Raw genomic sequence first — 25,881 nt, 5'->3', positions numbered from 1 at the left:
CATGGGGCTGCTCGGAATTGTCCTCGGCCTGGCGCTTCTCGTCGGCCTCGCTTTCCGGGGCTGGAGCGTGCTGCTGCTCGCGCCGATTGCCGCCCTTGTAGCGGCGCTTCTCTCCGGCGAGCCTTTGCTGGCGCACTGGACCCAGACCTTCATGCCCAGCGCCGCGCAATTCCTGGCGCAGTTCTTTCCGCTCTTCCTGCTCGGCGCGCTATTCGGCAAGCTGATGGAGGATAGCGGTTCCGTCACGGTCATCGCCGACGCGATGATCCGCAAGCTCGGCCAGGGCCGCGCCGTGCTGGCCGTCGTGCTCGCCGGCGCCATCGTCACCTTCGGCGGCGTCAGCCTGTTCGTAGCCTTCTTCGTGCTGGCGCCGATGGCGACCCAGGTGTTTCGCGCCGCCAGTGTGCCGCGCCGGTTGATGCCGGCGGCGATCGCGCTCGGCACCTCGACCTTCACCATGTCGGCGTTTCCAGGCACCCCCTCGATCCAGAACGCGATCCCGATGCCCTTCTTCGGCACGACGCCCTTCGCAGCGCCCGGCCTCGGCATCATCGCCTCGATCATCATGCTCGTGTTCGGCATGGCCTGGCTCAACCGCGTCGAGGCGGCAGCGCGCAAGGCCGGCGAGGGATTTGGCGACGCGCCCGCGGTTGATACCAATACCGTGGAGGATGGCCTGCGCGAGCGGGCGGCGACGGCGCATGAATTCGACACGGCTGAACTGACGCGGGGCGGTCCGAGTTCCTCGGCGCCGTCCCTGTTGCTGGCATCCCTGCCGCTCGTCGTCGTCATCCTCGTCAATATGGCGATGTCGCTGGTGATCCTGCCCCGCCTCGACCTCTCCTATCTGGCGGAGGCGCGTTTCGGCGGAACCTCGCTCGCCGGCGTCGGCGGCGTCTGGGCCGTCATCACCGCGCTGGCCTGCGCCATCGTCGTCGTGCTGGCGATCAACTTCCGCCGCCTTTCGGCGGTGCGCGCCACCATCGACGCCGGCGCCAATGCCTCGGTGCTTCCGGTCTTGAGCGTCGCGAGCCTCGTCGGGTTCGGCGCCGTTGTGGCGGCCATGCCGGCGTTCCAGATCGTCAGCGACTGGGTACTCGGCATAGGCGGCGGGCCGTTGGTGTCGCTCGCGGCCGCCACCAACATCCTGTCGGCCCTGACAGGCTCGGCCTCGGGCGGCCTCACCATCGCGCTGGATGCGCTCGGCGGCACCTATCTCGAGCGAGCCGCAGCCATCGGCATGGACCCGGCGCTGCTGCACCGCGTCGCCGTCATGGCATCCGGCACGCTCGACAGCCTGCCGCATAACGGCGCTGTGGTGACGCTGCTAGCCGTGTGCGGCGTCACCCACCGCGAAGGCTATCGCGACATCGTCATGGTCGGCATCGTCGGCGCGATGATCGCGCTGGTCGCGGTCATCATGCTCGGAAGCCTGTTCGGCTCATTCTGAGCGGCAGCGGGCGCTACTTTCGCGCCGACGGCAACGCCATCACCAAGCCAGCGCCTTGCCGTCAAGGGCGGCCAGCAGCTTGGCGTCCTGGTTGTAGATGTCCTTGCGGAAATTGACCCCGTCCTCATCCACCCAGGCGGTCAAATAGGTCAGGTGGATGGGAAGCGGCGTCGCCAGCTTGACGACGGTGTTCTTCTCCGTCGCTACCACGCTGTTGATCCGGTCCATGTTCCAGCCGGAAACACCGCCGGCCGTCAGCACCTGCAAGGCCAGTTCGAGCGGCCGGCTCAGGCGAATGCAGCCATGGCTGAAAGCGCGCTCGGCCTTCGAGAACAGGCTGCGTGACGGTGTATCGTGCAGATAGACGCTGTGCTCGTTGGGGAACATGAACTTGACGCGGCCGAGCGCATTCTTCGGTCCCGGCTGCTGACGCAACTGGAACGGAAAATTGCCCGGCCCGTAATTCGCCCAGTTGATTGAGCGCAGATCGTAGACATCCTTGCCGCGCACCGCCTCGAAGCCCTGTGATGCCAGACCGCCGGGATTGCTGCGCAGCTTGCCAAGCTCTTCCTTGACGGCGAGACCGGACGGCACCGTCCAATAGGGATTGATCTCGATATAGCGAACCTGGTCGCTGAACACCGGCGTGCGGCTATACGGCTTGCCGACGACGACCGACATGCGCTCCTCGGCGCGGCCGTCCTTGACGCGGCGAAGCTCGAAGCCGGCGATGTTCACCATCAGATATTGCTGGCCGAGATCTCGCGGCATCCAGCGCCAGCGCTCCATCGCCAGCTCGATTTCCTGGACGCGGTCCTCGATCGGCACATTCATCGCCACCAGCACCGCCGGCCCGACGACACCGTCGACGTCGAGCCCGTGCCGAGCCTGGAAGCGCTCGACGGCCTTTACCAGCTCCGCATCATAGGTCTCATCCCCGCCCTGCGGCTCCGGGTCGGCGCCATCGGTTATCGAGAGCCTCTCGCGAATATCCGCGACACGAGGATCGGTCATGCCCGGCTTCAGCGTCGGGCCGAGGGGAACAAGATCCCATCCGCCTTCCATGGCAAGCTCGCGATACTGAGCCAGCGCGCCGCGCAGCGATGCGTAATAGTCGCTGGGAGGCTGCAAGGCGTCGAAAAAGTCGACGAGGTCGTCCGCGTTGGAAACAGCCTGCAGCGCCGCCGCCTGATCGAAGGTTCGGGTCTTCAGGAAGAAATTGGGATCGACCTTGGCCGGCAGGAACCGCCCGACCGACAGATCGCCGCTATATTCTAGAAACGCCGCCGAGAAGAACAGCTCGATCAGGGCAAGGCCGCGAACATCCTCTGGATCGGTATTCTGCATCAGCGACATGAGCTGGCGGGTTGGATAGTCGTCCGGCCGCAACCCGTCCGCGCCGGCATCGTTCAGGATCGCCACCAGCGCCTCGGCGCGGTCATCGCGAAGCCAGAGCAGTTCTCCCGCCTGTTCCTCGTAATAGGCGCGCAATACGTCGCGCCGCTGCTGGATCGGCAGCGGCAGTCGCTTTTCGCGTGCCAGCAGGTCGATCGCATTGATGCGGATGACGGCGAGGTTGCGCTGCTGTTCCTGAACCGTGGCCGCCTCGGCGGATGGCCCGGATGGCAAAAGGGTCGCGAACGCCAGAAAGGCTCCCGCGAAAAGCCGGATCGAATACTGACGGATCGGAGCGTTACTGAATGGGCGGCGCATAGAGGATCCCGCCTTGTGTCCAGGGTGCGTTGATGCCGCGGCTCAATTGCATCGGCGTGTCCTCGCCGAGATTGCGTTCGAAGATCTCGCCGATATTGCCGACGCCGCCGATGACCTGGGTGATCCAGACATCGGTCAGTCCGAGCGGCGGCCCGCTCAGGGCGCCCAGCAGGCCGGCCTCCTTCGCCTTGTCGGCGCCGACTGAAGTGGAACTCAACCCGACCTCCTCCGCGTCGATCAGGCCGAACAGCACCCAGCGCACGAGGTTGACCCATTTCGGATCATCGTCACGCACGACAGGCCCAAGCGGCTCCTTCGAGATGACGTCCTTGAGGATGACATGGTCGTCCGGCTTCGGCAGGTCGGCTCTTTCGCCGGCAAGCGCCGAGCGATCGGCCGTATAGGCATCGCACTTGCCATCCGCGTAAGCCTTGCGTGCATCCTGCCGCTCGGCGAAGGGCAGGAACGACACCTTGAGACCTGCCCGCTCGAAATAGGCGGTGGCGTTGTCCTGCGTCGTCGTTCCGCTGACGACGCAGACGGTAGCGCCGTTCAATTGCAGGGGGCTTGTCGCACCGTAAAGCGCCGGCACCATGAAGCCCTGACCGTCGAAATAGCTGACCCCGACAAATTCCAGCGACTGCCCGGCATCGCGCGAGAGTGTCCAGGTGCTGTTGCGGGAGAGAAGATCCACCTTGCCGTCGGTCAACGCCTTGAAGCGGTCGATCGCCGATAGCGGCACATAGTCGACCTTGCCGGCATCGCCGAAGATGGCGAGTGCGACCGCCTTGCAGAAGTCGACATCGAAGCCGCGCCAGGTCCCCTGCTCGTCTTTCTCCGAGAACCCGCCAAGTCCCTCGCTGACACCGCAGACGAGCGTGCCACGCGCCTTGACGTCCTCAAGCGTCCCCGCCGTCGCCTGCATGGCAGAGCCAGCCGCCAGCAACAGGCCCAAGGAGAGAACCGTGGCGCGCGCCGGAAAGCGCGCGGAAAAGGATGGCAACTTCATCGATGATTCCCAGGATGTCGCAACGGCAGTGCAGCCACAATACATCGACGCGAGCCTTCAACAAGGCCGAGACCAAAGATGTTGGCAGCGTCGCGGCGGCAAGTCTCAAAACGATCATGGCCGGGACAAGCCCGGCCATGTGTTCGTGAAGCGCGTTGGTTGCTGAAGCGCAGGCCCTAGTAGCGGGCGAGGTCCGCCGGCTTGTTGCCGAGGATCGCGTCGATCTTGGCCAGCACGTCCGGCGTCAGCGTCTCGCGGCTGTCGAGCGCGGCGAGGTTGTCTTCCAGCTGGCTCTTCTTCGAAGCGCCGAGGATGACGGTCGAGACGTTCTTGTTGGCGAGGCACCAGAGCAGCGCCAAATGGTGGATCGGCAGCCCGATCTCGCCGGCGAGCGCCGCCAGCTTCTCGACCTGCGCAATGCGCTGCTTGCCCTTTTCGCTCTGCCAGAGCTCCTTCAGCCACTCATAGCCCGGCAGGTCCAGACGGCTGCCTGCCGGAATGCCGTTATTGTACTTGCCGGTCAGGATGCCGGACGCCAGCGGCGACCAGATCGTCGTGCCGAGCCCCATCAGGTCGTAGAGCGGGCGATAGTCGCCCTCGACCTTGTCGCGCTCGAACAGATTGTACTGCGGCTGCTCCATGGTCGGCGGCGTGATCTTGAGATCCTTGGCCACGGCCCAGGCCTCGGTCAGCTGCTGCGCCGACCATTCCGACGTGCCCCAATAGAGCACCTTGCCCTGCTGGACGAGGTCGTGCATGGCGCGCACGGTTTCCTCGATCGGGGTGTCGATATCCGGGCGATGGCAAAAATAGAGGTCGAGATATTCGACCTGCAGGCGCTTCAGCGCCGCATGGCAGGCGTCGGTCACATGCTTGCGCGAAAGGCCGCGCTGCGTCGGCTTCGAGCCGCCCCAGAACACCTTGCTGGAGACGATGAAGGAATCGCGACTCCAGCCGAGTTCGGTCAGCGCCTCGCCCATCAGCGCCTCGGAAGCGCCCGCCTCGTAGCCCTCGGCGTTGTCGAAGAAATTGATCCCGCTGTCATAGGCCAGCGTCATGATGTCGAGCGCATCGCGCCGGTCGACCTGCTTGCCGAACGTGACCCAGGAACCGAGCGAAAACTCGCTCACCTGCAGGCCTGACTTACCCAAACGACGATACTGCATATTACATCCGATCCTGACTTCTGCGTCTGTAGAGTCGCGCGCAAGCTAGGGCACTTGCGTGTTCCGCGCTACCGGTCCGCAGGGCACAGGTCTGTGGCCATCAGGCCGCGCGCTCACCCTCATAGGCCCGCTGCAGGCCGGCGATGTCGATCTTGTCCATCTCCAGAAGCGCTTGCATGACCCGCTGGGATTTCTGCGCGTCGAGATCGGTCAGCATCGGCGCCAGGACAACCGGCACGATCTGCCAGGAGATGCCGAACTTGTCCTTGAGCCATCCCCTCTGGCCTTTCTCGCCGCCTTCCGACAGGCGCTCCCACAATTCGTCCAGCTCGTTCTGATCCTCGCATCGGACGACAAAGGACACCGCCTCGTTGAACTTGAATTTCGGGCCGCCATTCAGTGCGGTGAACTCCACCCCCGCCAGCTCGAACCAGGCCGACATCACGGTCCCCTTGGGCCCTGGCCCGGCGTCGCCATAGCGGGCCACCTTTTTCACCTTCGCGTTCTTGAAGATCGAGACATAGAAGATGATCGCCTCTTCGACCTGGTTATCGAACCATAGGAACGGTGAGATCTTTTGCATGGCAATGTCCTTTGCGCTGTGACCGCGAGGTCTCGTCGAAGGTCGCTGTGACGGTATCCCGGGACAGGGCTACGCCGGGTGCCGCTGGCAGCTTGCGTGCGTGAATCCGCTGTCAACGCGAATGCCGGATTGCCGGCATGCGAGCCGCATCGCTGCGCTGCCAAGAGACAAACAAAACGCCGATGGACGGGTTTGTGTTCCCTGCCGGGCGGGGATCACCGACGAGGCATAAGCACGAGATCGCCGGCCCCGACTGATCATTTTTCAGGCAATTGCCGCCTGTTGCGCCGCCTCGGGCCGATATTTCGAGATCAAAGATTTTCTCCTAGCCAAGAATGCCCGCGTCATATGCAATGCCTTCAAGGCTCTCGAGCCGGAAGCGCCGTCACGACAGGGTCGGAACCTTTGGGGTGGCATGGTGCTTGCGTTGCAGAGAGACGATAACAATAGGGGGATAGCGCGCACATGGTCGTTGCCTTCGATGAGATGAGCGCAAGCAGCGAGAGCTGCCGGCCGGGCTACGAGATCCTCAAACGCTGGCTCGATTCGACGCCGCCGGATCTCCTCTCGACCCGCCGCGCCGAAGCGGAACTGCTCTTCCGCCGCATCGGCATCACCTTCGCCGTCTATGGCGACAATGACGGTGAAGAACGGATCATTCCCTTCGACATCATTCCGCGCATCATCACCGCGCCGGAATGGACCAAGCTGTCGAAGGGGCTGGAACAACGGGTCAAGGCGCTCAACGCCTTCCTGACCGACATCTACTCCAAGGGCGATATCCTGCGCGCCGGCATCGTGCCGCAGGACCTGATCTACCAGAACCCCCACTACCAGCCGGAAATGGCGGGCGTGAAGCTCGCCCACGACATCTATGTGATGATCGCCGGCATCGACATCGTCCGGGTCGATCCCGACACCTTCTATGTGCTCGAGGACAATGCCCGCACGCCTTCCGGCGTCTCCTACATGCTGGAGAACCGCGAAGTGATGATGAAGCTGTTCCCCGACCTGTTCGCGGAACACCGCATCGCGCCGGTCGAGAATTATCCGGACGCCCTGCTCGCCACGCTGAAATCGGTCGCACCCCGCTCGGCCCCGGGCGACCCGACAGTGGCGCTGCTCACCCCTGGCCCGTTCAACTCGGCCTTTTACGAGCACTCGTTCCTGGCAGACAAGCTCGGCATCGAACTGGTTGAAGGTCGCGATCTGCAGGTGCGCGACAATGTCGTGTACATGCGGACGACCGAGGGACCGAAACGAGTCGACGTGCTCTATCGCCGTCTCGACGACGACTTCCTCGACCCCCTCACCTTCCGCCCGGATTCGGCGCTCGGCGTGCCGGGCCTGATGAACGCTTACCGCGCCGGCAACGTCACGCTGTCGAACGCAGTCGGCACCGGCGTCGCCGACGACAAGGCCGTCTACTCCTACATGCCGGAAATCGTCCGCTTCTATCTCGGCGAGGAGCCGATCCTGAAGAACGTGCCGACCTGGCGCTGCCGCGAGCCGGATTCGCTGAAATACGTGCTGGAGAACCTCGACACGCTGGTGGTCAAGGAAGTGGCCGGCTCGGGCGGCTACGGCATGCTGATCGGCCCCGCCTCCGACAAGAAGACCATCGAGGAGTTCGCCGCCAAGCTGCGCGCCAATCCAGATGACTTCATCGCACAGCCGACGCTCGCGCTCTCGACATCGCCGACTTTCGTCGATGCCGGCATCGCGCCGCGCCATGTCGACCTGCGTCCCTTCGTGCTTTCGGGCAAGGACAAGGTCCGCATCGTTCCCGGCGGCCTGACGCGCGTTGCCCTGAAGGAAGGGTCGTTGGTGGTCAATTCCAGCCAGGGCGGCGGCACCAAGGATACCTGGGTGCTGGATGCCTGACGCCGGACCGAGACCGTCCCCCGCCTGCGGGAGACGGGCACCACTCTCTACGTTCGATGCAATCCGCCCGCCCGATCCCTCCGCCCGTTTACAGGAGCGGATCGGGTGGAGCGTTGATATCCGGAGTTCTTTTCCGTGCTGAGCCGTACCGCCGATAATCTGTTCTGGCTTGCCCGCTATGTGGAGCGCGCCGACAACACCGCCCGCATCATCGACGCCGCCAATCGCCTCGCCGCCATGCCGATCGCCTATGCCGGCGGTTCGAACGAGTGGGAATCGGCCGTCGCCGCCACCGGCGCGCTTGGCCTGTTCAAGTCGCTGAACCGCGAGCCGACGGCCGAGAACATCATCGACTTCCTCGCCTTTTCGCCGGAGAATCCGTCTTCCATCCGCTCCTGCCTCGAGCGCGCCCGCGTCAACGCGCGCTCCGTGCGCACGGCGCTGACATCGGAAATGTGGGACGCGATCAATGGCGCATGGCTCGGCCTGCGCCAGTTTGACGGCGCCGCGCGCGACCGTATGAAGCTCAACGAGTTCCTCGTCTATGTGAAGGAAGCCTCGCTGCGCTTCGACGGTTCGGCCTACCGCACCATGATCCGCAACGACGTCTATTTCTTCTCAAGCCTCGGTACGTTCATCGAGCGGGCGGACAACACGGCGCGCATTCTTGACGTCAAATACCACCTGCTGCTTCCCGCCGAGGAAAGCGTCGGCGGCGGCCTCGATTTCTTCCAGTGGTCGTCGATCCTGCGCTCCGTCTCCGCCAACACCGCCTATCACTGGGTCTATCGCGAGAGCCTGAAGCCCTGGCTGGTCGCCGATCTGCTGGTGCTGAACGACCAGCTGCCGCGCTCCCTCGCCTCCTGCTACGACAATATCTGCGCCTTCCTCGACGAGTTGTCGCTCGCCTATGGCCGTCAGGGCCAGGCGCAGCGCGTCGCCCGCTCAACCCGCAACCGGCTGCAGAACGCCACCATCGACGAGGTGTTCAGCGACGGCCTGCACGAATTCCTGACCGAGTTCATCGCGGATAATGGCCGTCTCGGCCAGGCCATCACCGACCAGTACCTGGCCTGACGGAGACGATCCATGCGCCTCCGAATTGTTCATGAAACGGCCTACAGCTTCGATCCGCCGGCCCTCGGCGCGATCCAGACGCTACGGCTGACCCCGCGCGGCCATGACGGCCAGTTCGTCGTCAACTGGCGCATCGAGGTCGACCATGATTGCCGGCTCGATACCGCCACCGACTCGTTCGGCAATGTCGTGCAATCCTTCACCACGCAGGGAAAGCTGGACGGCCTCATCATCACCGCGCTTGGTGACGTCGAGACGCATGACATGGCCGGCATGGTGCAAGGCCAGACCGAGCGCTTTCCGGTCGGCGTCTTCCTGCGGACCACGCCGACCACCGCGCCCGACGGCGAGATCCGCGCCTTCGCCGACGACATTGCCGCCTCGGCGCCTAACGATCGGCTGTCGCTGCTGCATTGGCTGATGGACAGCCTGCACGAGCGGATCCTCCTATCCACTCCTGACGACGACAGCGCCAAGGCAACTTTCGCCACCGGCAAGGGCGATCCCCGCGCCATGGCGCATGTGATGATCGCCGCGACCCGTCATCTCGGCATCCCGGCCCGCTACGCCAGCGGCTATCTGTTCCGTCCGGATGCCGAGACTCCGGCGACGACCGAGCATGGCTGGGCCGAAGCCTATCTCGACGGCGTCGGCTGGGTCGGCTTCGACGTCTCGACGAATCTCTGCCCGACGGATAGTCATGTTCGACTGGCGATCGGCCTCGACCGGATCGGCGCATCGCCCGTTCGCGGCGCTGCCTATGGCAACGGCGTTGCGGTCCCTTCGATTGCCATCAGCGTCTCGGAAGCGCGCGCGGCGAAGAGATAGGGCGAGGTGAAGCGTAAATTTTCGCTTGCACCTCAATTTCACTGCCCTAAAACTCCGGCCGGGGCGGGGCAGGACGAAGAGTTTATGACCTATTGCGTTGGAATCCTGGTGCGCGACGGCCTTGTCATGTTGGCCGATACCCGCACCAATGCCGGCCTCGACAACATCGCGACGTACCGGAAGCTGCACCTCTACCAGACCGAGGGCGAGCGCGTGATCGCGATCGCCACGGCGGGTAATCTTGCCGTCAGCCAGTCCGTTCTGAACGTCATGACCGAAGGCCTCGAGAACCCGGAAACGGGCAAGATCGAGACGATCCATACGATTCCGTCGATGTTCAAGGTGGCGCAGTTCGTCGGCCGGGCGATCCGCGAAGTCTACCGTATCCATGGCAAGTCCATGGAGCAGCAGGCCGCCAGCTTCGATGTCACCATGCTGCTGGCCGGCCAGGTCAAGGGCGGGCGGCTGCGGCTGTTCATGGTCTACTCGGCCGGCAATTTCATCGAGGCGACGACCGACACGCCCTATCTGCAGATCGGCGAGCATAAATACGGCAAGCCGATCCTCGACCGTGCCGTCACTGCCGACACGTCGATTTCGGAAGCGCTCAAGCTCGGCCTCATCTCCATGGATTCGACGCTGCGCTCCAATCTTGGCGTCGGCATGCCGATCGACATCGCCGTGATCCGCCGCGACGGACTGAAGTTCGAGGTGTCGCACCGTATCGACGACAATGACGCCTATTTTGCCGGCCTGCGGGAGCATTGGTCCGCGGCGCTGCGCGACGCCCACCAATCCATCCCCAATCCGCCCTACGGTGAGACCTGATCGCAGGTGAATGGCCCGCGCCGGCTTTTTTCGGCGCGGGACCGATTCCTCAATGCATCAGTTCAGGGAAAATTCCGCCGCTGCGATCCGGCATTCGGCCGGTCCGATCAGCCCGCGATGCGCCACCCGCACCGAATGCAACGGGCCGTCGAGCTCGCGCTTCCAGAAGTCCAGGAACTTGTGAAGTTCCGGGAAATCCGGCGCCAGGTCGTAGTCCTGCCAGAGATAGCTTTGCAGGAAGACCGGGTGATCCGGCAGGCGATAGAGGATATGGGCGGTCGTCAGACCATAGCCCGAAAGCTGACGCAGCAGGGATGACGGCATAGGCACCTCATCTGGCGATCGGAAGTCCCTCACAAGGACTAGATGATGATCGCTCCGAAGTGACTTGTTTTCAATTCCAAAAGAGACGATTGTCTTTTGGTATCAGTATTTTAGCAGCACATCTTCGGGAGTGCTGCCAACGCCTTTCCCCAAACCGGCTCATGCCTCGACGCGGATCATCTCGATCAGCGCGCGCAGCGCTGCCGAAACATGGCGGCGCCCCGGATAGTAGAGATGGAATCCCGGAACCGTCGGGCTCCAGTCCTCCAGCACACGGATCAGCCGACCATCCGCCAACTCGGTCGTGACGAGGATATCCGCGGCATACAGCAGCCCCACGCCATCCATGGCCGCCGTAATCAACAGCGTATCGAAGGTGTCGACCACCAGCGGCCCAGTGACCGGTATCGCCAGCGACTTGCCGTCCCTCTCGAATTCCCAGCGATAGAGCCCGCCGCTCGAAATCTCGCGCCGGCCAATGCAGAGATGGTCGCGCAGATCCTGCGGCTGCTTCGGCTGCGGATGCGTCGCGAAATAGCCCGGCGAACCGACGATCGCCGCGTTGAAATCCGCCGACACGCGGATCGCGATCATGTCCTGGTGCACGCTGTCGCCGAGCCGGATGCCAGCGTCGAAGCCGCCGCTGACGATATCGACGAAGGCATCGTTGACCGCAACCTCCAGCGTGACTTCCGGATAGGCCTGCGTGAAACGGCGGAACATCGGCGCCAGGATCATCGCCGCCGCCGCGCGCGGCACGTTGAGGCGCACCGTGCCATGCGGCCGCGCGCTGAAGGCATTCACGTTTTCGACCGCCCGCTCCACGCTGGCGAAGGCGGGGCCGATCTGCTCCAGCAGCGCCTGCCCCGCCTCGGTCGGCGAGACAGTTCGCGTCGTGCGGTTCAGGAGCCGGACGCCCAACCGAGTCTCCAGCGCCCGAAGCGAATGGCTCAATGTCGAGGGAGTCAGGTTCAGCCGCGCGGCAGCGCGGCGGAAACTGCGCGCCTCGGCGACAGCGATGAAGGCCGTCAGTTCGGCCAGTTCATTGGCTCGCATGATTGATGAACCACACTCATGACCACATGCGATACACCATGGCTTATGTTTAGCAATCGGGACAACCATTTTCGCCTCACCGCCAACCGATGCTGCGCCGGAACAACCGCCGCGCCATCCTTCCCCACGATGAGGTCTTCATGTCCCAGTCATCCAACCGCCGCCTTCAGGATCGCGTCGCGCTCGTCACCGGCGGAGGCAGTGGCATTGGTCGCGCGGCCGCCGTGGCCTACGCCCGCGATGGCGCCAAGGTCGTCGTCGCCGGAAGGCGGGCGACCGAACTCGACGAGACCGTCCGCCTGATCGAGGCGGAAGGCGGCAGCGCCCTCGCCGTTCCCACCGATGTTGCGAAATCGGGCGACGTCCAGTCGCTGATTAGGACAACCGTTGATCACTTCGGCCGGCTCGACGCGGCCTTCAACAATGCCGGCGTCGAAGGCTTCGCGCCGATCACGGCGATGACCGAAGAGGAATTCGACCGTGTCATCGGCATCAACCTGAAGGGCGTCTGGCTGTCAGTGAAATACGAGATTGAAGCGATGATTGCGCTCGGCCATGGCGGTGCGATCGTCAACACGTCGTCCTGGCTTGCGAAGGGCGCCTCGTTTGGCTCGTCGGCCTATTCGGCCAGTAAGGGCGGCCTGGACGCCATGATCCGCGCCGTGGCGCTGGAGGTCGGCCCACACAACATCCGCATCAACAACATCAATCCTGGCATCATCGACACGCCGATGGCACGGCGGCTGACGAACAATGATGCCAGCGCGCTGGCTCCCTTTGTAGCGTTCACGCCGGCAAAGCGTGTCGGAACCTCGGAAGATGTCGGCGACGTCGCTGTCTGGCTCTCGACTGACGAGGCACGGTTCGTCACCGGTCAATCGCTGCTGGTCGATGGCGGCTTCACCATCGCCGGCCTGCGCTAAACGCCGTATGGGACAGCTCCGGCAGGTTTCGAACCTTGCCGGGGCTTTTCCCCTTCGCTTCTCCCGAAGACACTGGCCTTGTGGACAAGCTGCGTCTGGCGTGTTTCCTGCCACCTGAACGCCGCGCCGATGGCCGATGCAATGGCCTGGCGGCATCCCGAAGAACACTCTTGGTCGACCCAGCTCGGCCGCCTTGCCGATTTCGTGGAGAACGAACCAACATGGCCGATACGCCCAACCTGACGTTGAAACTCCTGATCAAGGCGTCGCCCGCCCGTCTTTTCAAGGCTTGGACCGACCCGTCCAAGATCGTTCATTGGTGGGGCCCGCATGAGACCCAGGAAGGCAGCGTCGAGGCCGAGACCGATCTCCGCGTCGGCGGCGCTTATCGCATCCGCTTCAAGACCAGCGACGGCCAGCAGCATGAGGCCAGCGGTGCATATCAGGAGATCGTCCCGGACCAGAAACTGGCGTTCAGCTGGACCTTGCTCGCGACCCCGGACCAACTGTCTACCGTGACCGTCACGCTGCGCGGCGAAGTCGGCGGCACCATGCTGACGCTGACACAGGCCCCGCTCGCCGACGAGGCGACGCTTGCAAGCCAGAGGGCAAGCTGGACCGGCGCCATCGAAAAGCTCGAGCGTTTCGCCACGCGCGGCGGCAAGAAGTAACGGAAATCCACGACGGCGGCGCGGCAGCCTGTCGCCGAACGATCGATGATCGCCGTGCTACGCCGGTAGCGTTCCGCCCATGGCGCGGAGCGCTTCCGGCGTGTCGAGGTCGAGCGCCACTTCCGGGCCGATCTCGACTTCGACGACGGCGTCCGCATGCGCACCGATCAGGTGTCGCGCGCCGGTATCGCCCTCGATGGCGCAGAGTTCGGCAAAGAACGCCCGCGACCAGAGCACCGGATTGCCGCGCTTGCCCAGATGCGTCGGCACGACCACCAGACGGTCGGCCGAGGGATCGAACGCTTCGATCAACCGATCGAGGATCGCGCTCGTCACCATCGGCATATCGGCCAGCATGACGACGACGCCATCGATATCGTCGCCGAGTCTGGCCACGCCTTGCCGGAGCGAGGTGGACAATCCTTCGGCGTAATCGGGATTGTGGACGGTGCGCACCCCTGTCCCGACCAGCGCCTGCTCCACCTCTTGCCGTCGATGACCGGTGACCACCGTCACCGACGCAGCCCGGCTCGCGCCAGCTGCATCGACGACCGTGCGCACGAGGCTGCGGCCGTCGATTTCGGCGAGCAGCTTGTTCGGCCCGCCCATCCGTCGTCCCTGGCCTGCCGCCAGCACCAGCGCGGCAATCTTCGGCGCGTGCGCGACGACCGCTTCGCGCGGCTGCGGGCGGGATGCGATCTCCATCAGTAGCCCACCAACGCCGAGCCCCGTGATCTCGCATGGCCCGACAGGCAAGCCTGCCAGTATGCGACCAAGGATCCAGTCAAAGCCGTTTTCGCGCGGGCTGCGGGCGCAACCGGGGGCGCCGATCACCGGCTTGCCGTCCAATTCGCCCAGAACCAGCAGGTTGCCGGGATCGACCGGCATGCCGAGATGAATGACGTTTCCGCCCGCCTCGCGTATCCCGGCCGGCACGACATCGCCTGCGTCGACCATCGCCGATGCCCCGAAGACGATGAGTAGCTTCGCGCCCTCGTCGGAAAGCTCAGCCAGCGCCTTGGCGATAGCTCCCGAGTCATGCGCCACGCGCCGTTCCGGCAGTAGCGTCGAGCCGCTGGGCTTCAGCCGCGCCTCGGTCATCCGCCGCGTCTTGTCCATCGTCGAGACCTTGAGGCTCGGCAGCCTGGTCGAAACGAGCCCAACCCGCATCGGACGATAGGGCGCGACGCGCACCAGCGCGGTGGCCCCGGCAATCGCCAGCGCCTGCCCGATCGAAGCGGCGCCGACACCGAAGGGAATAATCTTCACCGTGGCGACCATCTGACCGGCGATAACGGGCGCATGTTCCGGCAGGGTTGCCAGCGTGATGGCCGGATCGACGCGGTTGAAACGGTCGATGGCATCGCGGTCAACGACCAGCAGGCCGCTGTCGCTGGCATGGAGATTGGCGCGGCCGGTAAACGGCGCATCGGCGGAAATCCCGCTTCCCGAGACCGCGCCGGCGAGTTCCACGGCCGCTGCATCCTCATGAATATCGCCCGCCTCCAGCCGCGCAACGAGAACCGTCTCGATACCGGCGGCGGCGAGAATCGCCAGGTGATCGCGCGTGAGGCGAAGACCCTTCTTCAGCGTACGGCCTTCAACGTGCAGCGAATGGGCCAGGATCGCACCCTCGGCCTCCGACACCGGATGCGGCCCGAATTTCACTTATGCGCCTCCGGGCGTCGTCAGACCGCGCTTGCGCAGGCTGTCGATGATCTCGGCCAGCACGGAGACGGCGATCTCGGCCGGCGATTGCGCGCCGATGGCAAGGCCGATCGGGGCCCGTATCCGCGCCGCATCCGCCCCGGAAACACCGGTGGCCTGCAGCCTTTCGAGGCGCTTGGCATGCGTCTTCCGGCTACCCAGCGCACCGACATAGAAGCAGTTCGCCGCCAATGCTGCCTGAAGCGGCAGGTCGTCGATCTTCGGATCATGCGTCAGCGCCGCCACGGCCGTGAACGCATCGAGCGGAATACCCTTCAGCGCATCCTCCGGCCATTCGGCCAGGAGTGCGACATTGGCGAAGCGCTCCGGCGTGGCGAAGGCGGTGCGCGGATCGATGATCGTCACGTCGAGGCCGGCGATCCGCGCCATCGGCGCCAGCGCCTGCGAAATATGCACCGCGCCGATGATGACGAGGCGCGGCGGCGGCACATGCACGGTGAGAAAGAACTCGTCGCCCTCCGGCGTCTGAACCAGGCCGGAATGGGCCGAGCGGAAGCGCTGCGGCAGGATTTCGGCCAGGGTCGGCTCGACCATGAGGTCAAGATCGACATCGTTCTCCCGCACCAGCCGGACAACACCGGAAGCGAGATTGGTGATCAGGATCGCCGCCTGCCTTTGCCGGCGCGCTTCATTCAGGCTCTGGAGCGTGAAGCGATCCATTCAGACCACCTTCTCGACATAGACCTTGATGCGCCCGCCGCAGGAGAGGCCGACGCGCCAGGCCGTCTCGTCGGCAACGCCGAATTCAAGCAGGCGCGGCTCGCCGGCCGCAATCACGTCGATCGCCTCGCCGATGACAGCGCCTTCCACGCAGCCGCCGGAAACCGAGCCCTCGAAATGGCCGTCCGAATCGATGACCAGATGGCTGCCAACGGGACGCGGCGCCGAGCCCCATGTCTCGACCACGGTCGCCAACGCCACGGCGCGGCCGGCCCTCAGCCAGTCCTCGGCAATGGCGAGCACATCGGCCTCGCCCAGTGTCAGCGGTTGAACAGCAGACATGATGCCCCTCCTCAGGCGACAGCGAGATAACGGCGTGGATCGGCGGTTGAAGCCGACACGGAACCGAGCGCGCGGACAAGGTCGGCGACCGCCCCCAGCGAATGCACGGCGCGAAATTCGTCGACATGCGGCAGCATGGCACGAATGCCGCGCGCCTTCGCCTCGAAGCCGTCGAAGCGCAGCAGCGGATTGAGCCAGATCAACCGACGACAGGCGCGATGGAGCCGGTCCATCTCCGCCGTCAGCCCATCGAGGCTGTCGCGTTCCAGCCCGTCCGTCACCAGCAGCACGATAGCGCCCTGCCCGAGCACGCGCCGCGACCACAGCCGGTTGAAGTCGTGCAGCGCTGTCGCGATCCGCGTGCCGCCCGACCAGTCCTCGACCGCATGGGCGCAGGCGGCAAGTGCGGCGTCCGGATCCCTGAGGCGCAATTCGCGCGACACGTTGGTGAGCCGTGTGCCGAACAGGAAGGTGTCGACCCGCCGCGTCGCGCCCAGCGCATGCAGGAAATGCAGCAGGATGCGGCTGTACTGGCTCATCGAGCCGGAGATGTCGCAAAGCGCCACGATGGGCGGGAGGATTTCCGCGCGCTTGCGATAGACCGGCAGGATCATGTCGCCACCCGTCCGCAGGCCGGCTCGCAACGTCCGGCGTGCATCGATCTTTCCACGCGAGGCCGTGACCAGCCGCCGCGTCGGTATCCGGTCATCCGGAAAGGTCAGCCTGGCGAGCGCCGCCTGCGCCTCAGCCAGTTCTTCGGCGCTCATCTGGGCAAAGTCCCGTGTCGCCAAGCGCTCCTTCACGGAGGCGGCCAGACGGAGATCGCGTTCCGCCTCATCAGACGGCTGCTCGGATTCCGGCGTCCGGTCGCCATACATCGCCTGCGCCACGCGAGCAGCGGCTGGAGGCACATTTTTCGGGGACGCGGGCACGCGCGGTCGATCGACAAAGATCGGTGCGCTCAACCGGCCGCCTTTCCAGAACAGGCGAAACGCCTCGTCGAACACCGCCCGCTGTTCGCGCTTCGTCACCAGCACGGCATGCAGCGTCCAGTAAAAGTCGTCGCGCGAAAGGAGCCCGACGATCTCGACGGCGCGGATCGCATCGAGGATGGCAGCCGGCCCGACCGGCATGCCGGCACGCCGGAGCAACCGGCCAAACTGGACAAGGTTCTCATCGAGCCTGCCGCCCGAGGAAAGACCGCCATCCCCTTGATGCGACTCCGACATCACGCCGCCGCTTCCGCCCGCGCCGCCTCGACAAGCGCGCCGACGCTGCTGCTTTCGATCCTGGCAATATCGTCTTGATATTTCAGGAGAACCCCGAGCGTATCCGACACCAGTCCGGGCTCCAGCGCCACCTGATCCAGCTCCACCAGCGCGGCGGCCCAATCGAGCGTTTCCGCGACGCCGGGGCTCTTGAACAGGCCCTCGCGACGCAGCGACTGGACGAAGGCGACGACTTCGCGCGAGAGCCTTTCGCCGGCGCCCGGCACCTTGCTGCGCACGATCTGAAGCTCGCGGGCGCTATCGGGATAATCGACCCAATGATAGAGGCAGCGCCGCTTCAGCGCGTCATGGATCTCGCGGGTGCGGTTGGTGGTCACGACAACGATCGGCGGCTCGGCCGCCCGGATCGTGCCAAGCTCCGGCACGGTCACTTGGTTGTCGGCGAGCATTTCGAGCAGATAGGCCTCGAACGCCTCGTCGGCGCGGTCGAGCTCGTCGATCAGCAGGACAGGCGCCCCGCCCGCCCCGGCTTCCAGCGCCTGCAGCAACGGACGGCGGATCAGGAACCGCTGGGAGAAAACATCGTCGACCAGCCGCTCGCGATCCACGCTGCCGGCGGCCTCCGCCGCACGGATCTCGACCATCTGCGCGGCATAGTTCCATTCATAGACGGCCGAGGCGACATCAAGCCCCTCATAGCATTGCAGGCGGATCAGCTCGCGGCCGAGTTGCGCGGCCAGCACCTTGGCGATCTCGGTCTTGCCGACGCCCGCCTCGCCTTCGAGGAAGAGCGGCCGGTTGAGCCGCAGCGAAAGAAACAGCACCGTCGCCAGCGCCCGGTCGGAGACATAGCCGCCCGCGTCGAGCATTTTCTGGGTGGCTTCAATCGAGGCGGGAAGCGGCCGGTCGGACATCGCGGCTCCTTGCTGGCTATGAAGATTAAGCTGTCCACCGGAGGCTAAACCGGACTTGAACGTGCCCCTTGGCCGGACCTCTTCCCTTATATAGGCTGCGTCCAGCAACGCCCTTGTCAGGGGCCTGCCGCCATCATGCGGGCCGACCCGACCCGCTGGCAAGTTCGACGGGGTCTCTCATGCCACTGATCGCTATGGACGATCGTATCCGACTGAATGTCGAAGCCGATCCGGACAATGGCAAACCAGCGCTTCTCCTCACCAACGCCCTCGGTACCGACCTTTCGATGTGGGAGGATCAGCTTCCAGCGTTGCGCGAGGAATTCCGCGTCATCCGTTTCGATGATCGCGGTCACGGCGGCTCCGACATTCCCGACACGCCCTATACGATCGATCGGCTTGGCCGCGATGCGCGGGGCGTGCTCGACGCGGTGGGCGTCGAAAGCGCGCATGTCGTGGGATTGTCGAAGGGCGGCATGGTCGCCGCCTGGCTCGCCGCGAACAAGCCGGACTATGTCGAGAAGCTGGTGATCTGCGCCTCGGCGCCGCATCTGCCGCCGCGCGACATGTGGGAGGGCCGTGCGAAGACGGCGCGCAACGAGGGTTTGTCGGCGCTGGTCGATGCCGTGATCGGCCGCTGGTTCCGGGAAGGCTTTCGCGCTTCCCAACCGGAAATCGTTGCCCGCATTCGCGACATGATTCTCGACACGTCAGCGGAAGGCTATGCCGCGTGCTGCGAAGCGCTTGGCGAAATGGATCTGCGCGAGGATCTGGCTCTGATCCAGGCCCCCACCCTCGTGATTTGCGCGGATCACGACGCCGCGGTGCAACCCGCCAAGGCGCGTGAATGGGTGGCGGATATCGACGGCGCGCGGATGGAAGTCATCCGCAACGCCGCCCATCTTTGCAATGTCGAGCAGCCCGAGGCGTTCAACCGCGTCCTGCTCGACTTCCTGCGCGCCTGATCAGGCCCGTTCGCGATTCAGAAGCGCATCGACGCTCCAGCGACCGGGGCCGGCGAAGACGAAATACAGGAAGATGAAGCAATAGAGGATGGCGGCGTCGCCGCCGTTCAGCACCGGGTAGAAGCTGCGCGGTGCATGCGCGATCCAGTAGGCGAAGGCCATCAGGCCGGACAGCACGAAGGCCACCGGGCGCGAGAACAGGCCGATCAGAAGCAGGAAGCCGCCGATCAGTTCCAGCATGCCGGCCGTCCAGGAGAGGCTGAACATGGCCGGCGCCTTATCCGAAGCCGGGAAACCGAGAATCTTCTGCGTTCCGTGCGCCATGAAGATCAACGAAGAAACGATGCGCAACAGGCCGAGCGTATAAGGCTGAAACTTAGAAATCTTCTCAAACGACACTATAAGGTCTCCGTATGACTAGGGGCGATCCTGTTAACACGACAGGGATTTCGCGCCTAGCAGACGGAGCAACATACAGCGGGACGTGGGATAAACTTATCATCACGCGAACGTGATCACATGTTCGGGTAGTTCGGGCCCCCGGCGCCTTCGGGCGTCGTCCAGTTGATATTCTGGTTCGGATCCTTGATGTCGCAGGTTTTGCAATGGACGCAGTTCTGCGCGTTGATCACGAAGCGCGGACCGCTGGCCTCTTCCACCCACTCATAGACGCCGGCCGGGCAATAGCGCGCCGAGGGGCCGCCATAGACATCGTGCTCCGACGTCTTCTGCAGCGCCGGGTCGAGCACCTTCAGGTGGATCGGCTGATCTTCCTCGTGATTGGTGTTCGACAGGAATACCGAGGAGAGGCGATCGAAGGTCAAAACGCCATCCGGCTTCGGATAGACGATCTTCTTGCAGTCCTTGGCCGGCTTGGTCGTGGCGAAATCCGGTTTGCCATGCTTCAGCGTGCCGAAGAGGGTGAAGCCAAACGTGTTCGCCCACATGTCGATGCCGCCGGCGAGAATGCCGCCCAGCGTGCCGAACTTCGACCAGAGCGGCTTGACGTTGCGGACCTTCTTGAGGTCCTTGCCGATCGGTCCGGCGCGCCAGTTCGCTTCATAGCCCAGCAGCTCGTCGCCCGAGCGGCCGGCAGCCAGCGCCGCCGCGACATTCTCGGCCGCCTCCATGCCCGAAAGCATGGCGTTGTGGCTGCCCTTGATGCGGGGAAGATTGACGAAACCGGCCGAGCAGCCGATCAGCGCGCCGCCGGGGAACACCAGTTTTGGTACCGACTGGAGGCCGCCCTCGGTGATGGCGCGGGCACCATAGGAAAGCCGCTTGGCTCCGGCGAAGACGGGCGCGATCGACGGGTGAGTCTTGAACCGCTGGAATTCCTCGAACGGCGAAAGGTTCGGGTTCTTGTAGTTCAGATGCACCACAAAGCCGACGACGACCTGGTTGTCCTCGAGGTGATAGAGGAACGAGCCGCCGCCGGTCGAGAAGTCGAGCGGCCAGCCGAAGGAGTGCTGCACCAGGCCGGGCTTGTGCAGCTTCGGGTCGACCTGCCACAGTTCCTTGATGCCGAGACCGTATTTTTGCGGCTCGCGGCCTTCGGCCAGACCGAAGGATGCGATCAGCTGCTTGGCGAGCGAACCGCGCGCGCCCTCGCCGATCAGCGTGTACTTGCCGCGCAATTCCATGCCGCGCTGAAAATTCGGGCCCGGCTCGCCGTCACGGCCGACGCCCATGTCGCCGGTGGCAACGCCGGCCACCGCGCCATTCTCGTCAAACAGCACTTCCGCTGCCGCGAAGCCCGGATAGATCTCGACGCCGAGCGCCTCGGCCTTGGCCGCCAGCCAGCGGCAGACATTGCCGAGCGACACGACATAGTTGCCGTGGTTGGACATCAGCGGCGGCATCAGGAAATTGGGCAGGCGCACGGAGCCGGCGGGGCCGAGGAAGAGGAACTGGTCCTCGGTCACCGGCGTCTTCATCGGCGTGTCGTCTTCCTGGCGCCATTCAGGCACCAGCTTGTCGAGCGCGATCGGGTCGATCACCGCGCCGGAGAGAATGTGAGCCCCGACTTCGGAGCCCTTCTCGACCACGACGACCGTGATGTCCGGATCGACCTGCTTCAACCGGATAGCCGCGGCAAGTCCCGCAGGGCCTGCGCCCACGATCACAACGTCAAATTCCATCGCTTCGCGATCGGGAAGCTCTGCCGGGATTGCCATGCGTGCCTGTCCAGTTTCGAATGTCGCGCTCTGTTTAGAAGAGCAACAAACCGCAGGCAATGCCGAAAATATAGTGATGCGAAGGACTTGATGAGCCTTCCGCATCAACATGATGCCGTTCCGGCGTCAGGCCGCCTTGCAGGCCGCACAACCTTGAAAGGCCCGCGCGGCGCTGCGACTTATTTCGTCGTCCGAACCTGCTGGATCGCTCTTGCCATGCCGTTGCATGCGCCGGACGAACCGAGCCTGCGGCATTCGACACAAGGCCGAAGTTCTCCCTGAACTATGCTATCGTGCGGAAGCCCCAAAGGGTCGACATGGGCGCCGGTTGCGCCTACTCAAGAACGATATGATGGCTCCCGAATTGCAATCCCCGTCCCCTGAAGCGCTGGCGGCGCTGCTGGATTGGTACGTCGCCAATGATGTCGACGTGGCGATCGAGGAGGAGGCTGTCAATCGGCTGGTGGCGCGCGCCGCCGAACCCATGCCGGAGCCGACGCAGCGCCACGCGCCGGTATCGTTCGAATCGGCACCCCGCCCTCACCCGCAGCCAACCATCGCCACCGCCCTTTCGCCGGAAGCCGATGCTCTTGCCGCACGCGAGGCGGCAGCGAGCGCCACGACGCTCGACGCGCTGAAGGTTGTTCTGTCGCGCTTCGAGGGCTGCGCGCTGAAGACGACCGCCAAGTCGCTCGTTTTTGCCAGCGGCAATCCGGCGGCGCGCGTCATGCTGGTCGGCGATCCGCCCGGCCGCGACGAGGATTTGCAGGGCGAACCCTTTGTCGGCCCGGCCGGTCCGCTGCTCGACCGGATGCTGGCGGCAATCGGCCTGACACGAGCCGAGGTCTACATGACCAACATCGTGCCCTGGCGGCCGCCGGGCAATCGCGCGCCGACGCCGCAGGAGACGGCCGCCTGCCGGCCCTTCCTCGAGCGGCAGATCGAACTGGTCGATCCCGATTATCTGGTTTGCCTCGGGCCGATGGCGGCCAAGGAACTCCTGCCGACGAGCGAAGGTCTTCTTCGCATGCGCGGCCAATGGTTCCCCTACGACACCGGCAAGCGCACAATCCAGGCGATGGCAACGCTCCATCCTGCCTATCTGCTGTTGCAACCTCTGCAGAAGCGGCTTGTCTGGCGCGATCTTCTGACTTTGAAAGCTGCGATCACCGCCGCGACAGTCTAAAGTTCTGGCGCGACGCGAGTTTTTCATCCTGTAAACTTAATATTCACCACAAAGTGCCATCTTTTGGACATGCCGACGGCTGACTAGAGTCAGTCACCCGCTTCATTCAAATTGGCCGAATTTCGGCGCCTCCGGTTAGCATGGCATCCCAGCTCCTTCCCGTCGCCGCGCTCCTCATTGGGTCGGCACTGCTCCTCATCGCCGGCGGCCTTCATGGCCTTCTGCTTCCCATCCGTGGAGCCATCGAAGGATTCTCGACGACGGAGCTCGGCCTGATCGGCACCGGCTGGGCGGTTGGCTTCGTTCTGGGCTGCATCATTGTCCCGCGCATCGTGCGCCGCGTCGGCCATGTCCGCGCCTATGGCGTCATGGCTTCGATCGCCAGCGTCGTCATCCTGATCAACCTGCTGTGGATCTCGCCCTGGGCCTGGATCGGGCTTCGCGCCTTCTCCGGCTTCTGTTTCGCTGGCGCCCAGATGATCGTCGAAAGCTGGCTGAACGAGCGCGCCACCAAGGAAAACCGCGGCACGGTGTTCTCCGTCTACCAGATGGTGAATTTCGGCGCGTCGACGGCAGGGCAGCTTCTGCTCGCCACGGCGCCGGCCGAGGGCTTCTTTTTCTTCGTGCTCGGCGCGATCTTCTACTGCCTCGCCATCCTGCCGTCGGCGCTTTCAACCGCGCAGACACCCCGCCCGCTAAAGACGACCAAGCTCGATCTCCGCGGCCTGTTCCGCAATTCGCCCGTCTCGGCGGTCGGCTGTTTCCTGATCGGCCTCGTCAACGGCGCCTTCGGCACGCTCGGCGCCGTCTATGGCCAGAAGATCGGCCTGCCGACGGCCGTCATCGCCTTCTTCATGAGCGCGGCCGTGCTCGGCGGCGCGATTACCCAGGTGCCGTTGGGCAAGCTTTCCGACAAGATCGACCGCCGCTACGTGCTGATTGGCGTCGCCGTCGCCGCGATCGTCATGAGCCTCGCCATCGCCTTTGTCAGCCCGACCCAACCCACCGTCATCATCATCATGATCGCGCTGTTCGGCGGCATGATCTATCCGATGTACGGCCTCACCGTCGCGCACGCGAACGACTACACCGCGCCGGATGACTTCGTGAAGGTTGCGAGCGGCCTGCTGTTGATGTCAGGCTTCGGCACCATGATCGGCCCGATCATCGGCGCGATCACGATGGAATATCTGGGACCGGGCGGCCTGTTCAGCTTCTTCTCGGTCGTCCACGTCGTGCTGATCGCCTACACGGCCTATCGCCTGTCCCGACGGCCCGCCCCGCGCGACGTGCCCCGCGACGCCTTCCAGTCGATGCCGCCGCTGCGCAACGCAACGCCCGAGACGATCGCGCTGGATCCACGCGCCGAAGACCCCAAGCCGGCACCGGCGACGGCCATAGCGGCTCCAGCTCCAGCTCCAGCTCCAGCACCCGCGCCCACCCCGACACCCTGAGCGGCCGAGTTCGGGATCGAGTCGTCAGACCTGATGATAAGCGCGGTCGAGATAGACCAGCGCGCTGTCATGCGAACCGACGCGCACCGCCTCGACAAGGCCGAACAGCACCGAATGCGAGCCCTGCTCGATCACATCGGTCAGGCGGCAATCAAAGCTGGCGCGGGCTGATTCCAGCACCGGCGCGCCGGTTGCCAGCGTCACCCACGAGCCCAACGCGAAGCGTTCCGGCATGGAAAGGCCGGTGCGACCGGCAAAGGCCTCGGCCAGATCCTGCTGGTTTCCCTCTAGCGTATTGATGCAGAAGCTGCCGTTCCGTTTGAAGGCGGCATTGGTCAGGCTCTTCCGGTTGACGCAGACGAGCACGATTGGCGGACGATCGGAAACCGATGTCACGGCGGAAGCCGTCAGGCCGCATGCGCCGCCCTCGCCCGAGGTCGTCACTACATGAACCGGCGCTACCAGCCGGCTCATCGCTTCGCGGAACATTGCCGGATCGACCAGATCCGTGAGCGTATCCATGCCTATTCGTATCCCAATCCTGCCAGCTCCGTCACGCTTGGTCGTATCGGGTCGGGCCGACGACGACAAGCCGGACGGCGCTCCGGTCAAAAGAAATCAGCCTCAGCCCTTATAAGGTGAACTTACCTTATCCCGTCGCGTCAGTTGTGTGTTCGGAGGTGACTTGTTGTTTTGTTCGGTTCGTGTACCTAATCGAGAGATCAATGAGAGGCCGGTCTACGGGCACGGACCTCCACCAAAAAAAGAATTGAGCTGCATGCGGGGATCTACAATATGGAAGTGTTCCTACAACAATTGATCAATGGGATCACGCTTGGGTCTATCTATGGCCTGATTGCGATTGGTTACACGATGGTGTTTGGCATCATCGGCATGGTGAACTTCTCCCATGGCGACGTCTTCATGACGTCGGCGTTCATCGCACTCATTTTCCTCCTGGTCCTTACGACAGTTCTTGGCATGTCGTCGATGATACTGGCGCTGATCATTGTCATGGTGATCGCCATGGTATTGACAAGCTTGATGAGCTGGGCGATCGAGCGGATCGCCTATCGGCCGCTGCGCGGCTCGTTCCGCTTGGCGCCGCTGATCTCAGCCATCGGCATGTCGATCGTGTTGTCCAATTTCGTCCAGGTCACGCAAGGACCGCGCAACAAGCCGATCCCACCCATTCTGAGCGGTGGCATCGAGGTGATGAACTCCAACAATTTCGCCGTCACGCTCTCCTACAAGCAGATCCTGATCTGGGTCGTCACCGCCGTGCTGCTGGCCGGGTTCTGGTACCTCGTGCAGAAGACCTCGCTCGGCCGCGCCCAGCGCGCCTGCGAGCAGGATCGCAAGATGGCCGCCCTTCTCGGCGTCAATGTCGATCGCACCATCTCGCTCACCTTCGTCATGGGCGCGGCTCTCGCCGCCGTCGCCGGCACCCTTTTCCTCTCCTACTACGGCGTGGTGAATTTCTCGGACGGCTTCGTTCCGGGCGTGAAAGCCTTCACCGCCGCGGTTCTGGGCGGCATCGGCTCCTTGCCGGGTGCGGTCATCGGCGGTCTGCTGATCGGCCTGATCGAGACCTTCTGGTCGGGATATTTCTCCATCGACTACAAGGACGTCGCCGCCTTCTCGATCCTGGCGATCGTGCTGATCTTCATGCCGCAAGGCCTCCTCGGACGACCTGAAGTCGAGAAGGTGTGAC

The 25,881-nt window shown here is 64.2% G+C and carries 25 protein-coding genes; 11 read left to right on the top strand and 14 right to left on the bottom strand.

Going from position 1 to position 25,881, the window contains the following annotated elements:
* Window position 1: 1 nt before the first annotated feature.
* Entirely contained in the window at window positions 2–1,450 is a 1,449-nt protein-coding gene (locus OSH12_RS08965) for a GntP family permease (RefSeq protein ID WP_266343172.1), read from the top strand.
* 39 nt (window positions 1,451–1,489) lie between these two features.
* On the opposite strand, the gene OSH12_RS08960 is transcribed toward OSH12_RS08965, so the two are convergent.
* The 4 genes from OSH12_RS08960 to OSH12_RS08945 all read right to left on the bottom strand — a co-directional run bounded on the left by OSH12_RS08960 (window position 1,490) and on the right by OSH12_RS08945 (window position 5,921).
* Complete coding sequence (locus tag OSH12_RS08960) at window positions 1,490–3,163, bottom strand: L,D-transpeptidase family protein (RefSeq protein ID WP_266343171.1); 1,674 nt, start codon at window positions 3,161–3,163, stop codon at window positions 1,490–1,492.
* Window positions 3,144–4,172: an amino acid ABC transporter substrate-binding protein gene (locus tag OSH12_RS08955; RefSeq protein WP_266343170.1), complete on the bottom strand. Its 1,029-nt coding sequence runs from the start codon at window positions 4,170–4,172 to the stop codon at window positions 3,144–3,146. The genes OSH12_RS08960 and OSH12_RS08955 overlap by 20 nt, the downstream gene beginning before the upstream one ends.
* Before the next feature lie 176 nt (window positions 4,173–4,348).
* The gene (locus OSH12_RS08950; RefSeq protein ID WP_266343169.1) at window positions 4,349–5,338 is read right to left on the bottom strand and encodes a potassium channel beta subunit family protein; all 990 of its coding nucleotides are present in this window, start codon (window positions 5,336–5,338) and stop codon (window positions 4,349–4,351) included.
* 100 nt (window positions 5,339–5,438) lie between these two features.
* A complete protein-coding gene (locus tag OSH12_RS08945) occupies window positions 5,439–5,921 on the bottom strand; it encodes a VOC family protein (RefSeq protein WP_266343168.1) in 483 nt (160 codons plus the stop codon).
* A 465-nt stretch (window positions 5,922–6,386) separates the two neighbouring features.
* Here OSH12_RS08945 and OSH12_RS08940 point away from each other — a divergent pair, with 465 nt between their 5' ends.
* From OSH12_RS08940 to OSH12_RS08925, 4 genes are all read left to right on the top strand, one after another.
* Window positions 6,387–7,805, top strand: a complete 1,419-nt coding sequence (locus OSH12_RS08940) for a circularly permuted type 2 ATP-grasp protein (protein ID WP_266343167.1) — start codon at window positions 6,387–6,389, stop codon at window positions 7,803–7,805.
* 135 nt (window positions 7,806–7,940) lie between these two features.
* A complete protein-coding gene (locus tag OSH12_RS08935; RefSeq protein WP_266343166.1) occupies window positions 7,941–8,882 on the top strand; it encodes an alpha-E domain-containing protein in 942 nt (313 codons plus the stop codon).
* 12 nt (window positions 8,883–8,894) lie between these two features.
* A complete protein-coding gene (locus OSH12_RS08930) occupies window positions 8,895–9,710 on the top strand; it encodes a transglutaminase family protein (RefSeq protein WP_266343165.1) in 816 nt (271 codons plus the stop codon).
* 84 nt (window positions 9,711–9,794) lie between these two features.
* A complete protein-coding gene (locus OSH12_RS08925; RefSeq protein WP_266343164.1) occupies window positions 9,795–10,538 on the top strand; it encodes a peptidase in 744 nt (247 codons plus the stop codon).
* A gap of 57 nt (window positions 10,539–10,595) precedes the next feature.
* Here the strand turns inward: OSH12_RS08925 and OSH12_RS08920 are convergent, their stop codons facing one another.
* Both OSH12_RS08920 and OSH12_RS08915 read right to left on the bottom strand, forming a co-directional pair.
* The gene (locus OSH12_RS08920) at window positions 10,596–10,868 is read right to left on the bottom strand and encodes an usg protein (protein WP_266343163.1); all 273 of its coding nucleotides are present in this window, start codon (window positions 10,866–10,868) and stop codon (window positions 10,596–10,598) included.
* Between the two features lie 153 nt (window positions 10,869–11,021).
* Window positions 11,022–11,918 carry a LysR substrate-binding domain-containing protein gene (locus OSH12_RS08915; RefSeq protein ID WP_266343162.1) on the bottom strand — a complete coding sequence of 299 codons (897 nt, stop codon included), beginning with the start codon at window positions 11,916–11,918 and terminating at the stop codon, window positions 11,022–11,024.
* Window positions 11,919–12,058: 140 nt separating this feature from the next.
* Here OSH12_RS08915 and OSH12_RS08910 point away from each other — a divergent pair, with 140 nt between their 5' ends.
* Both OSH12_RS08910 and OSH12_RS08905 read left to right on the top strand, forming a co-directional pair.
* Window positions 12,059–12,841 carry an SDR family NAD(P)-dependent oxidoreductase gene (locus tag OSH12_RS08910; protein ID WP_266343161.1) on the top strand — a complete coding sequence of 261 codons (783 nt, stop codon included), beginning with the start codon at window positions 12,059–12,061 and terminating at the stop codon, window positions 12,839–12,841.
* A 221-nt stretch (window positions 12,842–13,062) separates the two neighbouring features.
* Window positions 13,063–13,512 carry an SRPBCC family protein gene (locus OSH12_RS08905; protein WP_266343160.1) on the top strand — a complete coding sequence of 150 codons (450 nt, stop codon included), beginning with the start codon at window positions 13,063–13,065 and terminating at the stop codon, window positions 13,510–13,512.
* 57 nt (window positions 13,513–13,569) lie between these two features.
* Here OSH12_RS08905 and OSH12_RS08900 read toward each other — a convergent pair whose 3' ends face one another.
* From OSH12_RS08900 to OSH12_RS08880, 5 genes are read right to left on the bottom strand one after another with little or no spacing between them, the layout of a single operon-like run.
* Window positions 13,570–15,180, bottom strand: a complete 1,611-nt coding sequence (locus tag OSH12_RS08900; protein WP_266343159.1) for a molybdopterin-binding/glycosyltransferase family 2 protein — start codon at window positions 15,178–15,180, stop codon at window positions 13,570–13,572.
* On the bottom strand, window positions 15,181–15,900 hold the full coding sequence (locus OSH12_RS08895; protein ID WP_266343158.1) for an XdhC family protein: 720 nt from the start codon (window positions 15,898–15,900) through the stop codon (window positions 15,181–15,183).
* Complete coding sequence (locus OSH12_RS08890; RefSeq protein WP_266343157.1) at window positions 15,901–16,242, bottom strand: XdhC family protein; 342 nt, start codon at window positions 16,240–16,242, stop codon at window positions 15,901–15,903. It lies immediately after the preceding gene.
* Between the two features lie 11 nt (window positions 16,243–16,253).
* Window positions 16,254–17,471 carry a vWA domain-containing protein gene (locus OSH12_RS08885; RefSeq protein ID WP_266343156.1) on the bottom strand — a complete coding sequence of 406 codons (1,218 nt, stop codon included), beginning with the start codon at window positions 17,469–17,471 and terminating at the stop codon, window positions 16,254–16,256.
* Window positions 17,471–18,385 carry an AAA family ATPase gene (locus OSH12_RS08880; protein ID WP_266343155.1) on the bottom strand — a complete coding sequence of 305 codons (915 nt, stop codon included), beginning with the start codon at window positions 18,383–18,385 and terminating at the stop codon, window positions 17,471–17,473. The genes OSH12_RS08885 and OSH12_RS08880 overlap by 1 nt, the downstream gene beginning before the upstream one ends.
* A gap of 179 nt (window positions 18,386–18,564) precedes the next feature.
* On the opposite strand from OSH12_RS08880, the gene pcaD reads away from it, so the two are divergent.
* Window positions 18,565–19,350: a 3-oxoadipate enol-lactonase gene (pcaD, locus tag OSH12_RS08875; protein ID WP_266343154.1), complete on the top strand. Its 786-nt coding sequence runs from the start codon at window positions 18,565–18,567 to the stop codon at window positions 19,348–19,350.
* On the opposite strand, the gene OSH12_RS08870 is transcribed toward pcaD, so the two are convergent.
* Window positions 19,351–19,749, bottom strand: a complete 399-nt coding sequence (locus tag OSH12_RS08870; protein ID WP_266343153.1) for a DoxX family protein — start codon at window positions 19,747–19,749, stop codon at window positions 19,351–19,353.
* A gap of 116 nt (window positions 19,750–19,865) precedes the next feature.
* Window positions 19,866–21,527 (bottom strand): electron transfer flavoprotein-ubiquinone oxidoreductase, encoded by a 1,662-nt coding sequence (locus tag OSH12_RS08865; protein ID WP_266343152.1) that lies wholly within the window; start codon window positions 21,525–21,527, stop codon window positions 19,866–19,868.
* A 352-nt stretch (window positions 21,528–21,879) separates the two neighbouring features.
* Between OSH12_RS08865 and OSH12_RS08860 the strand changes: the two genes are divergently transcribed.
* Both OSH12_RS08860 and OSH12_RS08855 read left to right on the top strand, forming a co-directional pair.
* On the top strand, window positions 21,880–22,713 hold the full coding sequence (locus tag OSH12_RS08860) for a uracil-DNA glycosylase (RefSeq protein ID WP_266343359.1): 834 nt from the start codon (window positions 21,880–21,882) through the stop codon (window positions 22,711–22,713).
* A gap of 140 nt (window positions 22,714–22,853) precedes the next feature.
* The gene (locus OSH12_RS08855; protein ID WP_266343151.1) at window positions 22,854–24,167 is read left to right on the top strand and encodes an MFS transporter; all 1,314 of its coding nucleotides are present in this window, start codon (window positions 22,854–22,856) and stop codon (window positions 24,165–24,167) included.
* Between the two features lie 24 nt (window positions 24,168–24,191).
* On the opposite strand, the gene OSH12_RS08850 is transcribed toward OSH12_RS08855, so the two are convergent.
* The gene (locus tag OSH12_RS08850) at window positions 24,192–24,689 is read right to left on the bottom strand and encodes a flavin reductase family protein (protein WP_266343150.1); all 498 of its coding nucleotides are present in this window, start codon (window positions 24,687–24,689) and stop codon (window positions 24,192–24,194) included.
* Window positions 24,690–24,962: 273 nt separating this feature from the next.
* On the opposite strand from OSH12_RS08850, the gene OSH12_RS08845 reads away from it, so the two are divergent.
* Window positions 24,963–25,880, top strand: coding sequence for a branched-chain amino acid ABC transporter permease (locus OSH12_RS08845; protein WP_266343149.1), 918 nt, complete (start codon window positions 24,963–24,965; stop codon window positions 25,878–25,880).
* Window position 25,881 lies beyond the last annotated feature (1 nt).

The sequence above is a fragment of the Kaistia terrae genome (assembly GCF_026344005.1).
GTDB classification, from domain to species: Bacteria; Pseudomonadota; Alphaproteobacteria; order Rhizobiales; family Kaistiaceae; genus Kaistia; species Kaistia terrae.
Note: the sequence above shows the minus strand (reverse complement) of the source record. Positions and strands in the feature narration are given on the sequence as shown.